Annotated in this window: 9 protein-coding genes; 2 read left to right on the forward strand and 7 right to left on the reverse strand. The window is 51.9% G+C overall.

Annotated elements, in window-relative coordinates; genetic code table 11:
• Positions 1 to 231: 231 nt before the first annotated feature.
• From MXE41_RS06265 to MXE41_RS06275, 3 genes are all read right to left on the reverse strand, one after another.
• A complete protein-coding gene (locus MXE41_RS06265; RefSeq protein ID WP_247099874.1) occupies positions 232 to 1,176 on the reverse strand; it encodes an FkbM family methyltransferase in 945 nt (314 codons plus the stop codon).
• Between the two features lie 588 nt (positions 1,177 to 1,764).
• On the reverse strand, positions 1,765 to 3,309 hold the full coding sequence (locus MXE41_RS06270; protein ID WP_247099875.1) for an FkbM family methyltransferase: 1,545 nt from the start codon (positions 3,307 to 3,309) through the stop codon (positions 1,765 to 1,767).
• 582 nt (positions 3,310 to 3,891) lie between these two features.
• Entirely contained in the window at positions 3,892 to 5,382 is a 1,491-nt protein-coding gene (locus MXE41_RS06275; protein WP_247099877.1) for an FkbM family methyltransferase, read from the reverse strand.
• Positions 5,383 to 6,097: 715 nt separating this feature from the next.
• Here MXE41_RS06275 and MXE41_RS06280 point away from each other — a divergent pair.
• Together MXE41_RS06280 and MXE41_RS06285 are read left to right on the forward strand one after the other, a co-directional pair.
• Entirely contained in the window at positions 6,098 to 6,535 is a 438-nt protein-coding gene (locus tag MXE41_RS06280; protein WP_247099879.1) for a metalloregulator ArsR/SmtB family transcription factor, read from the forward strand.
• 397 nt (positions 6,536 to 6,932) lie between these two features.
• Positions 6,933 to 8,117 (forward strand): cysteine desulfurase family protein, encoded by a 1,185-nt coding sequence (locus MXE41_RS06285; protein WP_247099881.1) that lies wholly within the window; start codon positions 6,933 to 6,935, stop codon positions 8,115 to 8,117.
• A 684-nt stretch (positions 8,118 to 8,801) separates the two neighbouring features.
• Here MXE41_RS06285 and MXE41_RS06290 read toward each other — a convergent pair.
• From MXE41_RS06290 to MXE41_RS06305, 4 genes are all read right to left on the reverse strand, one after another.
• Complete coding sequence (locus MXE41_RS06290; protein WP_247099882.1) at positions 8,802 to 9,797, reverse strand: hypothetical protein; 996 nt, start codon at positions 9,795 to 9,797, stop codon at positions 8,802 to 8,804.
• Between the two features lie 897 nt (positions 9,798 to 10,694).
• Complete coding sequence (locus MXE41_RS06295; RefSeq protein ID WP_247099883.1) at positions 10,695 to 11,648, reverse strand: ROK family protein; 954 nt, start codon at positions 11,646 to 11,648, stop codon at positions 10,695 to 10,697.
• Between the two features lie 1,084 nt (positions 11,649 to 12,732).
• A complete protein-coding gene (locus tag MXE41_RS06300) occupies positions 12,733 to 13,416 on the reverse strand; it encodes a D-lyxose/D-mannose family sugar isomerase (RefSeq protein WP_246978486.1) in 684 nt (227 codons plus the stop codon).
• Positions 13,417 to 13,867: 451 nt separating this feature from the next.
• Positions 13,868 to 14,272: a hypothetical protein gene (locus MXE41_RS06305; RefSeq protein WP_247099884.1), complete on the reverse strand. Its 405-nt coding sequence runs from the start codon at positions 14,270 to 14,272 to the stop codon at positions 13,868 to 13,870.
• Between the last annotated feature and the right edge of the window lie 568 nt (positions 14,273 to 14,840).

Genomic DNA, 14,840 nt, shown 5'->3' on the forward strand with positions numbered 1-14,840 from the left:
ATATAAAACTATTAGTAAGTTGAGCCCCATTCCCACCATGTGGAAACGGGGCTCAACTTATTCTCCCCGCTGCACTGAAACTTGATTCAGGTTTGGCCTGTCAGTTAGTCAGCCTGCTGCATTGCCTGTTAAGGTAACAGGCCAGGGATGGTGCCAGCTCCAGAACCAGCCATGGCATATGCTATTGGGCATATACCGTGGCTTGGCTGTGCCGGGATGCCTCGCAGGTGCCTACTTCTTTGCTTTTGTGGTGGTGGAGCGGTCGACGCAGTAGAGCACAAACTCGTTGTGGTAGCTGTTCTTGCGGCAGTAGAACTCGTAATCAGGGTTGATGCTCTTGATGAAGATTGGCAGTTCCCACATGTGCTCAATCTTGTGATAGAGGCAGACGCACATGCGTGGCCTGTACTTCTGGATGGTCTTTACAGAGCCCTTGAGAGCTTCAAGCTCGGCGCCTTCAATGTCGTACTTGAGGAAATCTGGCTTGATCTTGTTCTTCTCAATCCAGTCGTCCAGAACAATGCAGTCAACCTCGATATTGCCATCAGCTGTGGCATAGGAGGCACCGGCCATACCAGGAGCGGCAGCAAAAGGAATCTTGCACTCCTTGTCACCTACAGCAAGGTTAATGGCAGTGGCGGTATCGTGGCCATTGGCCTTGAAGTTCTCTACCAGAACCTGGTAGTTGTATGGACTTGGCTCAAAGCTGTAAACCTTGCTGGCTCCATTGTGGTATGCCCACAGAGCAGTATCACCAAAGCAGGCTCCACAGTCGATAAAGACATCACCCTTGTTGACCTTGACCAGATCACCATAGCGGTACTGCTCGGCCACATAGGTGGTCATGAGCATGGTGGCCAGATAGCCCAGCTCCTCTTCCTTGCAGGCCATCTTAGGGCACTGTGGGGACTTTACGAACTCATCCCAGCGGGCCACGATTTCTGTATCCCACTGCTCCTTGGTAAATGGTGATACCTGATCAGCAAGCTCACGATTAATGGTCTTGAGCATCAAATAGGACAGTTCATTCTGGAAATGAACCTTGCTCTGCTCATCACACAGCCAGGACATAACGATTTCCAGCTTGTTCTTGTGGGTTACAAACTTGGAGGAGTTGGTGTGAAGAGCGATTTGCAGAACCTTTTCTGCAAAATTCAGAGAGTCGAGTACAGACATGATATTTTCCGTGTTCGGCCTGACAAGAAGTCAGGCTCCAAAAGATAAATCTTTCCTGCAGTAATACTAATCGATAACCGTGGCAATTCAACGCCACAGGAGATGTGCTATCGACCAAGGCAACACCTCAGCAGCAGGCCATGGCAATGGCTGCGCGTCAGCCCATGGGGCAAGGGGCATGGCAAAGCCTCAGGCTTCTGGTATGAGCAATGGCATGAGCGGCGCATCAGAGCCTCAGGCATGGTCATGGTCATGGTAATCGACCAGACCGTGGGCAATTTCAAGGCAGACACAGGCCAGTCCATTCCTGTGACCCTGCAGCTGCTCCTGCTGTTGTCCATTGAGGAATGCACGGCTGGCCTGACCGGCTAAGCCTGCCAGTACCATGTTTGCAGGCCGATTGGCCTGCAGGATGGCATGCCTGCATGCATGCAGGCATAGTTGTCAGACAAGTTGCCCTGCATTGCCATTATGGCGTCTTGCGTATCGGGAGCGGCCCCGTTATGTGCATGACCTTATGATGTACATGGCTGGAGGCTGATGCAGGCAGGCTTTGGCCGGGCTCAGAGCTGTGGCCATGGCTCGTTGTTACTTTTTGTAGTGGAAGTAGCCGTTGCGTTCTTCCATGGTATCAGGGAGGTAGACCAGGTTGAGGAAATTGACCTCGGCATCTTCAGGTACTGTGCACAGACGCTCATATACGGTCTTGAGCTCCTCTATGGTGGTTGCTCCCAGACCTGGACGATCCTGATTGACTACAGCATAGGCCCTGTAGCCCCACTTGCTTATCAGATCATGCCACCAGGTGACATTGCCTGTGGCCTCCATCATGAAAGGACAGAACTCGGCCATAATCAGAGGGCGGAAGCCCTGCTCAAACATCTTCTGAGCACCGTTGAAGACAAATTGCTCATGGCCCTCAACATCAATAAGAATAAAGTCAGGCCACTGATCTTTGTCTTCCTTTGCGTAGATGTTGTCAAGCGAGTCAGCTGGTACGGTGACAGTCTCAAAGGTGGTGTTGTCAAAGCGTTCAATCTGCTCGATGTGATTGATGGAATTGCCGGCATCGTTGTTATGGTTGATGTGAAACTCCACCTCACCCTTCTTGTCAGTCAGGGCCACAGCATGGACCTTGACCTGGTTGTCCAGCTGATTGATTCTGATATTGTCACGCAGCAGCTCCAGGGTTGCCGGAGTTGGCTCAAATACATCAACACTTACCCTGCCTGTAAGCTTGGCAGCCAGTACGCTGTACCATCCGATATTGCCACCAATATTGGCCATATTGAAGTGGTCTTTCTGGTCAGCAATCATCTTGATGATGTTGGAGGCGATAACAGTCTCTGAAGGCTCCCAGCAGCCGCTCACAGCAATGGACTGTGCTACATAGCCATGGAAGATACCAGGGTCAAAGGTGCGCATGATGTAAGGGCCCATGTCACCACGCCAACGGGTGCCCTCAGGCAGAGCTTTATTGAGCTCACTTTCATCACGCAGCTGCAGGGCTTTGACAGCATCAGGCAGATTAACCAGACCAAAGTGCTCATCAGGCTTTTTCAGGCAAACCAGATAGAAAGAATTGCTGGCTATGCCCTCCTTATTGGCCATAAGAAAAGCGTTGAGCTTACCAGCATCCTCAAAGGTCATGCCTGCAATTCTGCTGCTGAGCTCCGGGGTCAGATGGCACTTCTGACTGAGCATGCGGAAGTTGATGCCACGGGCATCAAGCTCCTTACAGCTTAATCTGGCTGCCTCATTCTGGGCTATAGCCTTGCGTTTCTGGTCATCCCAGAACTCAAAAGTTCCACCACTGATACTGCGTACTATGCCAGGATCAGCCACAGTCATTGGGTTATCCGGTGCAGCGGCTCTGATTTCAATCAAAGCACCATGGGCACAGATACGCCACAGCTCAGCAATAAAATCAATGAAGGTAAAAGAGTCCTCAAATTGCAGTCTCTCGAGGCTGTAGACAAAACGGGCTGAGCAGACTGAGTCACTTTCTATTTTGGAAAGTGTTTTACCCCCCCCCATTAAAAATGGCTTGTTTAAGCCATTTTTAACCATTGATGCTGTATTTTTGAAACCCTTGATGGTAAAGGTTTCATCACCAAAGTTCAGACAAATCATAATTCAAATACTTCGATATTAGTTACAAAGGACTGACCCCAGTCCTGAGATATAAATCTGAAGAACCGCTTTGTTGCCAGGCAAGGTCAGGCCGTGCCAGCCAGTAACTTCACTTTTCAACGTCAGGAAGACTATCTGCAAGCAAGCATACCTGTCTATCTGCATGCATGCATGTGTTCCTGTTTATATGCCTGCCCTCATCCCAGCCTGCATGCGTTCGTTCCTGTTTATCTGGCTGCCGTCACTCCTGCCTGACTGCATTTCCGTCAGCGTGCCTGCAAGGCATTAAAAGTGACTGCAGGGATGATGTGTGCAGTCAGAGGGGTTGTAGCAGTTCTGCAGACTGATTTCCTGTAGATCTGCAGGCTGGAGGCAGTCGCCAGCATGCCCCGGGCACTATGTCAGGGCAGCCAGCTGGGCCATAGCCGCGCAGCTGGCTGGCAGATGTGGCCGGCCGGAGCCTGGCCTGTACGGTCTGGCCAGAGCCAGGGCCATCAGGAGGCCGGGTTAATCTGTCCGGACTGGCAGTAAGCCAGGCTCGACAGGCGGGCTGCAAGCCTGGCTGGCTGGATGGCCATAGGGTTATTTGAGCTTTATGTCACCTGAGCTGGTTGTGTACTTGTCCAGTGGCAGGAAGAGCAGGTCAAGGTGGGCTGTGTCCGGGTTGTTGACACTGAGCTGGTCGTAGAATTTACGCAGCTCTTGTGTTGTCATCGGAGCTATTTTGCCGTCGGTCATGGCAAATACCTGGTAGTTGTATTTCTCGACCAGCTCGTAATGGTAGCGGCACTCACCACGCAGGTGGAGCAGAGCAGGTGAGAACTCAACGAGCATGACCGGTCTGAAGCCATTTTCAAAGAGCTCACGGGCACCATCAAGGATCTTCTGCTCATGACCCTCGGCATCCATGATGATGATCTCAGGCCAGTCCTTCTTATCCATGCTCAGGTAAGTACTGTCCAGAGTGTCGCAAGGAACAGTAATCTTTTCGTAGCGGCCATAGTCCTTGTCATTGCCCTCAGCAAAATGAACTACGCTGTTGCCACCGGCATTGGATTCATAAACATAGAAGTCTACTGATCCTTTCTCATCGGACAGGGCTACGTCATGGACAGCAATAATATGAGCAAGATCATTGATGGCAATTGTATTTCTGAGCAGCCTCAGGCTCTGTGGAGCAGGTTCAAAGGCATCTACCTTTACTCCAGCTGAGGTACGGGCAGCAAGGATTGAATACCAGCCCAGATTGGCGCCGATATTGGCTACGGTAAAGGTTTCGTGCTTATTACCAAGCATATTGAAAAAGGTGGCGGCTACCTCGCTTTCAAAAGGCTCAATAAAGCCCACATTGATAATATTGCGTGAGGCATACATTGACTCTTCACCAGGGTCATAGACGCTCATGACAAAAGCAGCATCACCGGTGCTCATAAACGACTTGGCGCCTGATGTGACAAGAGAAGGATTGGCCAGAGCATAGCGGAACTGCTTATCCCTGTTGAAGATCAGGATGCACTGTATGCTGTTGAGAGCGTTATCAATACCGAGCAAAGCCTCGAGCAGCTGCTCAGGACTGGCAAAGCCTTTGTTTCTGAAGCTTTCTGGCACTTGCCTGACTGATACAGGAAACATTCTGGCAAACTCCAGATCAGCATCGAGCCCGGAGGTGCACTTTACTCCCATAAGCGCAAAGGCTGCATCGAGCTTATCCTTGATTGAGGCAATGGTATATGGGTTCGGGTAGCTGATATTGACCTTGACCATGGCACCGTCGATCATCACTCGACGCAGGTCCTTAAAGAGCCCCTTGAGATACTCGCCTCCCTCACTGCTGCCAATAAGGTCAAGTGATATATTAACAACCGCTGAATTTGCTGAACTGTCAGGAATATCTGTCAGTCTGGAATCAGAGGTAGTAATGCCGGGTATACCCATGGACAGGATACGACCCCTGTAACGCTTTATGCCATGAGAGGTAACTGTAACCAGGCAGCTGACATCATTCCTGAGTTTTTTCAGATTAACGATACAGTACCTGAACACAGGGCGGCTGATAGTTTGGGATTTGGTCATATTTACAACCTCAACAATGGATAAAGGTAAGCGGGCAGACGGTAGCTGCAAGTAACGACTGCACAAACATACTGTCCAGACAGGTCCTGCCATGGCATGGCACGACATTGCACGGCATCCTGCCCAGACAATTCATGCCTGGGCCGGGCAGCCCTGTCGTAAACTCATGCATGGCCGGCCTGCAGCGAGCCCGGCCAGACCGGCCAGACAGGGCCGGGCCGGACACATCTGCCGTGCGCATCATGCATGGCCGGCCTGTACCGATCCCGGCAATGAGCCGGGTTAAAAGTCCACGGCCAGGGTCCCTGATTCAGAGGCATGGATTACAGCCATGTTATGGTCTCATGGCTTGCCCTGGGCTTTTGCCTGGTGGCTTGCAGGCCCTGGTCTCATGGGTGTTTGCGTGCCGTGCTGGCCATGATGGGTGCAAAAGGGCGGCCAGCGGGAGTCATAAGAATGCGTATAATACAACGACAGCACGGCAGTGGGTAAATTAAGGCCTGTTTCTGAGCTTTTGAGCACATTATGGGCGCATTTTCAGCTCAATCTTTGTCTGAAGTTCAGGTGATTAAGCGCTATACTGTGCACTGCTGTCTGCAGACAGCATGATGTTTATTCCGGGGGCCAGATGACCACAAACAGTTCACGAACTTCCAGAGGCAAAAACGCTACTGCCGGCCGCAAAAGTAAAAAGGCCAGCACTGAGGCTGACCTTATGGCGCAGGAGACGCAGGATAAGCAGGATGCGCCGGATTCGGACTCTACAAAAGACAGCAGTGAGAGCAAGTCATCGTGCAGCTGCGGCTGCTGCGCAGGCGAGAGTATCAATCATGCCCATGAACTGGCTCTTGCCAATGGCGAGCTCATGTCCGGTGATGACATTGAGGTACTTTCAGCCTTCTTCAAGGCCCTGTCTGACCCAAGCCGCCTCAATATCGTCTACCTGCTGCTCCAGCACAAACAGCTGTCGGTAGGTGACATTGCCAGTAAGACCAATATGTCCGTCTCGGCAGTCTCCCATCAGCTGGCCATACTGCGCATGCGTAAACTGGTAACAGTCAAAAGAGACGGCGTAAAGAATTACTACGGCCTGTGCGATGACCACGTCTTTAAGGTCATAGAAATGGCCATTGAGCACATCAAAGAAGAATAGCCACCGGTACAGCCGGGAGCCATACCAGCATGGCTCCAGCCCAGCCATGCTCCAGCACAACCAGGCGTCATCCCCTGCCCGGGCACAGCATGGCACCTGCCCAGCCTGGTACCATCAGTGCCCCGGCACAGCAAGGTACCAGCCCAGCCAGGTACCAGCCCAGCCAGGTACCAGCCCCGGGAATACTAAGGATATCTGGCATAGTGCAAGAGCACTCAGTCACCATCATGTCCTGTACATTTATCAATATGCATGCATAGCAGTGGCATGCGTGGGGCAGGAGCCTCGATGGGCTCGAGACCTTGAGGCAGGGAGAGCTTGAGAGCTGAGGTTTTGGGTTTGTGATGGAGCCGGAGCCCGGTCAAATTTGTCCTATCAACCAGAGAGACAGTCTAACGTGAGCAAATCAAATCAGTCAGCATCTGCTGAGCTTCCTGTTTACCTTGATAATGCCGCCTCCACTCCTATGGATGAGAGAGTAGCTGCAGCCATGATTGAGGTTATCTCAGGTTACTGCCAGTTTGGCAACAGTGCCTCCAAAACCCACAAATTTGGCTGGATTGCAGCTGAAATTATCGAAAAAGCCCGCGATCAAATTGCTCAGTCTGTAGGCTGCTCACCTCTTGAGATTATCTTTACCTCAGGCGCCACTGAGTCCAATAATCTGGCCATCAAAGGCATCAGCTATGCCCAGTACCGTATCAATGACAGCCGTCGTCATATCGTGACCACCTCCATTGAGCACAAGTCCGTGCTTGAGTGCTGTGAGCAGCTGGAGCACCACGGCTTTAAGGTCACTTACATCAAACCACGCACTGATGGCACAGTAAGCGCTCAAATGGTTGCTCAGGCTATCAGTGAGGATACTTTCCTTGTGTCCATAGGACATGCCAACAGCGTACTGGGCTCCATTAACGACATTGAGAGCATTGCCATGCTCTGTCGTGAGCACAATATTGCTTTCCATAGCGACTGTGCTCAGACCAATGGTCTTATTGATCTTAAGCTCGATGATGGCAATGTCTCTATGGCTACCCTTACCCCTGAGAAGATCTACGGCCCTAAGGGCATTGGAGCCCTGTACATCAAAAAAGCTCATAATATCGAGCTCGATCCTCTCATTGTCGGTGGCGGTCATGAAAAGGGTCTGCGTGGCGGCACTCTGGCCACTCACCAGATTGCCGGCATGGGGGCAGCCTTTGAAATCATGAAAAATGAGCGTGATGAGGTCTTCCAGAAGCTGGTCAAGATGCATGACGATCTGCTCCCTGAGCTCAAGGCCAGTGCTGACATCACCATCAACGGTTATAACGAAGAGGGCACTACCCCTCACCTGCCCAACATCATTTCCATAACCTTTAATGGATCCGCAGGCATGAACATTGTTTCCAAATTATCCAAAATTGCCTGCTCCACAGGTTCAGCCTGCTCCTCAAGCAAGCTGCTGCCAAACTATGTGCTCACTGAAACCGGCCTGAGCGACGATGCAGCTCTGTCCACCCTGCGCTTCTCACTGGGACGCTTCACCACCAACAAAGACCTGAGCCGTGCCATAGCCGAAGTAGCCCGCATCTGCTCATAACAGCTGCCCCGACAACGCAGCCCGACCAATAATCAGCCGCCATGACCAGCCCAGCCCTCCCGGCTGGCCTGGTCTTCCTGGCCAGATGAGACCATAACGGCACGGACTGCACTGATGGCCTCAGCCAGCAAGGCCTGCCAGGCTGGCCTGGCTCAGCACTGCGCAGCCTGTCGCCTGCTCTTACGGCCTCAGACCTGCAGGTTCGGCTCAGCCTTGCGCAGAGCAGCACAGCTCAGTAGCGCAGCATGGCCATGCACAGCCCTGCCATTCATTGAGCATGTTCTGACTGCCATACCGACCTGGTCCTGCAAAGCCAGCCAGGCCCTGACCGGAACTCACGGCATGCATGAGCAAGGAGCACTGCCAGCCATATGAAGAAGCTGCCATGCAGGCAGCCATAGCGCGGACAAATGCCCGGCCTCAGGCTGGGGATGAGCTGTGGATGAGCTGCGGCTGTTCTGTTGAGCTGACCAGCCCGATACCAGAAGGCCCTGACTTACGTCAGGGCCTTCTTGCTTTCAGCAAAAGTCAAAGATCATCTGCCATGTCTGCATGCTGTCCTGGTGGCAGGTCGTCAGGCTGTCTTGATGACTGAATGACTGCACGGCTGGACAATGGGGCTGCGGTCTGAGTGCATATGATCAGCAGGCCGGCTCAATCCAGCAGGTCTGCTGTACCTGCTGCTTACAGCTCTTCAACGGCAATGGAATAGTTGAAAGTCAGGCCCTGGCCTGCCTTGAGGGGCACTGTTGTTGGGACACCTGCGTCTTTGACGGCATTGTGCTCAGCAACTGACTGAGCGGCCAGATCCCAGGCACCGGCTATAGGCTCAATGCCCAGACAGCAGTTAGTACCGTTCCATGGCTCATACTTGCGGCCGTAATTGCTCATCCACAGCAGACAGGTTGGAATGACTTCCTTATCCCAGTTGAGGGTAAGACGTACTCCCTTGTTTGGGTAAGTAAGCACAGCCTGTCCCTGAGGGTGAAGCATCTGAACGATTTCTTCGGTGTGATAAGCCTTAGGCAGACGGGTACCGTCCATGACCTCGGTATTGCCATCAGCGCCATGATATTTTTCCTGTAAAGGCAGACGGTTCAGGGCATCAAATCTGGCACCTGGTACCAGACGGCTGATACCGGCCTCACACTCAATGCCATAGACAATGCCGTCACCGGCAATGGACAGCTCCAGTACGTTTTCCTCACCCTCAGTTGGGAATACCGGATGTACACCCATTGGAGCAGCACAGTCCTTGCGGGAGGTTACGGTGAAGGACAGCACGACACTGTCATCCCTCAGGGTAATAGTTCTCTCAATATGAGCAAGGTCATTGCCCTCAGGATAGTCATAAGTCAGCACAGCACTGTTACCATAGGAATTAACCTGCTTGAGCTGCCAGTTGCTGTGGCATGGCAGTCCATGAGGGGCAGAGGCTGAAAACAGAGAGCAGTCTTCAGTTACAAAGCCAAAAGGCACACAGGCCCACTCACCTGACAGATGGTCCATGAGACCTGCAGGTGATGAGTAATAATCATCCTTGAGCCATGGAGCCTTATGCAGCAGCGCCTTGCGCTGACCACCGGCACACAGATAAAGCTGAGCAAGCATGCCGCCATTGAGATCCACAACAGCCTCAAGCCTGCCCTCAGGTGATTTCAGTAATACAGGATTGCTCATACATCAGTTCTCCAGTAACCAGCCAGTGTCAACTGTCCATTGTCCAGTGTCCATGACACCATGTGAAGAAATTCTTACCAGCCCCAACTCTCACCGGCAAAAAGACACCCAGCCCACCCCATTGTCATGCCCAGAGCCAAGATCAAGCCATACTTAAGGCAAGCCCATTGCCAGCCACGGCTCTGAACATAAACCATAGCCATAGTCTGCCCACAGGGGCCGCAGCTGCAGGCGGAGCAGATGCTCTGGGCAAATGGCAAAGTGCCCCTTACGGGACCATGCACTGCTCATCCCCAGGTCAAGGCAAGTATCCTGGCCGTAGCCAGCCCTTAGGAGTCGCACGACAGGTCAGGCCGGTCCGGGTCAGGTAAAGGGCCCGTACCGAGCCATGCTCTGCCACACCATGCTCAAAGCAAATGCCATTGCCGTAGTCATCCCTTATGAGCCCCAGTCCGAGTCAGGCATGGACGGGTCAGGTAAAGGCCCTTACCGTGCCATACACTGCATGGCCATCCGGTCAAAGCAAAGGCCAGTGCCGCAGTCAGGCTCATGGAAAAGGGGCATCAACAGAGTCTGGAAAGTCCCCTGACCACAGCCATCCTCTGAAGCTCTACAGTGCCCGCATGCTGCGACAGGGCCCTGTCCATGAACTGTCCACAGCTGAGCCTGTATCACATGGCATAAGCTCCATGAGATGGGCTGACAGACCTGTAAGGCTGTTCATGGCCGGCATGCCCTGAATGGGGAGCATGATGCGCAGGGCTTGCAGGATAACTGGCCAGAGCTGTCTCATGCTCCTGCCGGAGCATATATGCCACGGCTGGCTTGCGGCCCTGTGCCACAGCATGGTCATGAGCCTGCGGGGCAGGGATGCCGGGGTGGAATGGTAGCTCTCTGTCAGCTGCGATGCATGGCTGGCAGCCATGCTGCGCCGCGTACGCCTGAGCTGCCGCCGTAGAGTGCCTTTACCACCGGGGTATCAAACTCACCGCCGAAAATGTACTCTTTAATCTTTTCAGGCAGCAGCTCGTAGAGCTCGTCGATATTGGACATGCCACCGCCCAGGACAATCACATCTGGGTCAAAGAAATTGGCGTAATTGGCAATGGAACGGGCAAGACGGCTGACATAGGCTGCAAAGCTGGCCTTTGCTGTGGCATCACCCTCACGCATCTTCTCAATGATGTACTCACTGTTATGAGGGTAGACCATGGCCTCCGGGTCAAAGCTGTCAGTACGCTTGGCATAGTCACGCTCAAGGCCGGTGCCGGACACAAAGGTCTCAATACAGTTCTTCTGGCCACAGAAGCATTTGACATCAGTCCATGCTGCAGCCTCTTCACTGGTAATCCATGGCAGGGAATTATGGCCCCACTCGCCACCCAGCAGGTTACGGCCACGCCAGATTTTCTTATTGTGGATAAGGCCGGATCCTGACCCTGTACCCAGGATAATGCCCCATACCATGTCCCCATCCTTGCCTGCTCCGTCTACAGCTTCAGACAGGGCAAAGCAGTTGGCATCGTTCTCAAGATAAATCTCGTCATGACCAAGCACGGCAGCAAGGTCAGCTTTGAGGTCATGACCATTGAGCCACCATGAATTGGCATTCTTTATAACCCCTGTCTTTAAAGACACAGTACCAGGTATGGCAATACCAAGAGGGCATGAACCACCGGTCTGTTCCTGAGCTGCAAATACCAGTGAGGAGATAGTCTTGATGGTGTCAGGGTAAGATCCCTTAACTGTGGCAGTACGCTTGCGGTAACGCTCTTTACCGCTGGTATCCAGGGCAATAATCTCAGTTTTGGTGCCACCAAGATCTACACCCAGAGTAAATTGGCTGTTCACTGTCTGTCCTCCCGCTGATTAATCATCTGAAACTTCCTTTCCCATGCCGTGACCATGCCCATGCTGGTGCCCGTGACCATCAACATGCCAATGCCCTTGACCATACCTATACCCATGAATGAAGATACATGTTCACATATCCAGACTGGCTTACAGTCCAGCAATCATGCTGGCCCATGCCCAAATTGGCTTCCAGTACTTAAGTCATGCCAGCATCTGCCATGCTCTAAGAATCAGCCTCAGACCTGCATTAACTCCAGTCAGGCCCCGCCCAAAGTCTAAGGATTAATCTCAGGCTCACGCCCTGCTCCATGCTAAGGCCAAGCCCCATGTTCAGGTTCAGGGCCGGAATAAGGCTCACGCAATCATGCCAGCACTTCAGACTGTGAGGATCATAGCCTGATACTGTCATTGCTTAGTCAGAGACAGCTGACCTCTGGCATATGACATGACGAGCTGCTGATGCGCCGCTCGCTCCTTGGCTTTGCTTTATGGGGCACAGGGCATCACCTCTGAATCCGTATACGTGACCATCATAGACTTGGCCACAGCATTGCCGGACCACGTCTCCATCCTCATATCTGACAAGGACACAGGTAGACAAGTCTCATGCTTCGTCTGTGACTAATACTCGGACTCATGTAGCCCGTCTCAGGCTGCGTCTATCATCAGGCCTCGGACAATGCTGGATAAGCCTGCATAACTGTCTGAGTCCAAAGCGCCCCATCATCAAGTTGGATGACTGACTCATACCTAAGGCAGGTTGTCTGAACATGGCAGGACAGGGATGGATAAACTTGTCAGTGGACGGCATGGCCGTTCACAGCATGTCACAGCTGGACAAGTCCCTTACTGTCAGGACATGGCATCACAAGGCCATGCCTGTCCGTTAATTGCAGGTCGCCCATGGCCGACCTTGTCCGGTCGGACCTGGACCGGTCTGCCCGACCCGACCTGTTCTGCACCTCAGGATGAAAGGATGACCTGGTTTGGGCCGGTGCATGAAAAAAGAAAGGCTTACCTTATCCTGGCAAGCCTTCATCAGTATGTCTAGAAAACTTTTGTGCTCAATGAGCCAAGTTAATTACTTGCGTACCTTGTCGTACTCGTTGCACAGACACCACTTCATTGGTACGTCTTCTTCAATCTCGGAGAAGCGTGGGCAGCCCTTGAGATAGTGGTTGTCATTATGGTCGTCATTGACCTTGGAAACTTCCCAGCTCATTACTTTGCCGTTTTCAGCCCAGAAAGAGTGGTACATGCGTGGAGGCAGGGTTACACCTGAACCTGGCAGCAGACGAATAACCTCGCCTGGCTTGAATACAATCTTCTGGGAATCGACACACAGCTCTACAGGACGCTCTGTGTCCAGGTGGTTATCCTCAGTGGCCCAGTAGCACTTGATGCACAGCTCACCGCCGCCACGGTTCAAGATGTCTTCCATCTTGAAGGTGTGGAAGTGATAAGGAAGAACCTGACCATCTTCGATGATCATCATCTTTTCGGCATATGGCTTGTCGTAACGAGGGTCGGTTACTGAGCCGTTACGCAGGGTGAACAGGCAGGTGCCGGACTTGTAGAAATCGTCTGAGCCGTAATCAGTAACATCCCAGCCAAGCTCGAGGTCAAATACCTCAACCCAGGACTCCTGGTCGGCCTTCTTCCAGTCATCAGCTGAAATGTAGGCGAACTTTGGCAGGGTCATGTTTAATGACTTTGAGAACTCAATAGCATCGTCAACAATCTTATTGATAAAGGAACGCTTCATTAAAACCACCTATTCTGCCTGGCAGAAATGCTAAATCCATTACGCCGTGATCCTTATGCAGCGTTATACATGACCATTGCAGTCATAATTACCCTGTTATCACAGCAAACACAGCAAATTTAGGAGGAGCCGCTTATAAAAGCCCGTTAAGGCCGCGTCTCCGTCAATGCAAATGTTTGCACTAATAATACTCCAAAACGGTCTGACATTGTCAAATTTCATTGGAAAATGATGCGAAAGAACACGACTTTTATAAGCTTTGTGCACTTGATCCCAAAACAGCAAACCTTTGCATAAATCACTGGACAAAGCCGCCAACCATATTTACCCCCGTCACACTGACCATCCGACCCCTCAAATACCAGCCACTCCTCCCGGCCCTGCCACCTTGCACAGGCCACCCCATACCCCGCCGCAGCCATTCTCTCTGCCAGAGCTCAAACGTTCTTTACTACATAGAGGCAAACAGCCACAGGTCGCCACTTGGCCCCGGCAGACCTGTGAAATAAGACAGCACAGAGATGCCAAGCCGCCAGGAACTGTTAAAGAGCCGCCATACCCGCCATCCAGACATCAGACCGAGGAGGGGATCAAGAGATAAAGCGGAAAGAAAGACAGGCACACCCGGAAAAAATGTCACACTCAATGGTACTTTTAGCAGAACTTCACTGTCGCTGACTGACAGTAAAAATGCCCGGAACGAAGAGCAATGAACAGCTTCAACCGCCGCGCAACTTATTGACAGTTTTAAAAATTCGCGGAGCGAATTTTTGTATGAACTGTAAGTTGGCATTAAGTATGCTTTTTTTTTTTTTTTTTCGCAAAATTTGGCGGTAGCCGCGTCTTTGAATTTCACGTCTCGTAAACCTGATATTTAAGCCATTTCTGGCAAAAATACTTGTTTACCAGCCTACCAGTTCTGTCCTGCCCCTCCGCTCTGGACATGAGCCGAAACTCGCACTCATGCGTAATTTATTCTTTATACACATGCGCAAATGATGAGGGCAATCAGGCTCATATTGTAGTTGAAATTTCGCAGTCTGACCTGCCTTTTGGTGTTTTTCACCATAAAAGTACGCCAGACATACTTTTGCATTTATGACACCAGGTTTTAATGCAAATGTAAGCGAACAGTATCAAGCACACCTGACCTTTGAACAGGTACAGGCAAAGGCGCTGTCTGAACTCACTTCTTCCTACCTTCTGGTTCATCCCCCTGTCTACAGACTTAGTACCCCTGACTCAGGGTAAAGACAACACCGGCTTATCTGAATCCCCTGCCAGGCATTTCCCGGCTTATCAAGCCACACGACCTCAACTGGCCCAGCCAGTACATAACGGTCCGTGTCGGCACGCAGACTGAGCAACATCCTGACAATATCCTTTCAACTGCACCGGCAGCCACAGCGCAAGCCGTGACTGCC

Origin of the sequence: Anaerobiospirillum sp. NML120449, assembly GCF_023051105.1 — a bacterium.
Classification (GTDB): domain Bacteria; phylum Pseudomonadota; class Gammaproteobacteria; order Enterobacterales; family Succinivibrionaceae; genus Anaerobiospirillum.

Excerpts from the sequence above, each read along its gene's own strand:
- MXE41_RS06265 (WP_247099874.1), bottom strand. The coding sequence starts at position 1,176 with ATGTCTGTACTCGACTCTCTGAATTTTGCAGAAAAGGTTCTGCAAATC.
- MXE41_RS06270 (WP_247099875.1), bottom strand. The coding sequence starts at position 3,309 with ATGATTTGTCTGAACTTTGGTGATGAAACCTTTACCATCAAGGGTTTC.
- MXE41_RS06275 (WP_247099877.1), bottom strand. The coding sequence starts at position 5,382 with ATGACCAAATCCCAAACTATCAGCCGCCCTGTGTTCAGGTACTGTATC.
- MXE41_RS06280 (WP_247099879.1), top strand. The coding sequence starts at position 6,098 with ATGGCGCAGGAGACGCAGGATAAGCAGGATGCGCCGGATTCGGACTCT.
- MXE41_RS06290 (WP_247099882.1), bottom strand. The coding sequence starts at position 9,797 with ATGAGCAATCCTGTATTACTGAAATCACCTGAGGGCAGGCTTGAGGCT.
- MXE41_RS06300 (WP_246978486.1), bottom strand. The coding sequence starts at position 13,416 with ATGAAGCGTTCCTTTATCAATAAGATTGTTGACGATGCTATTGAGTTC.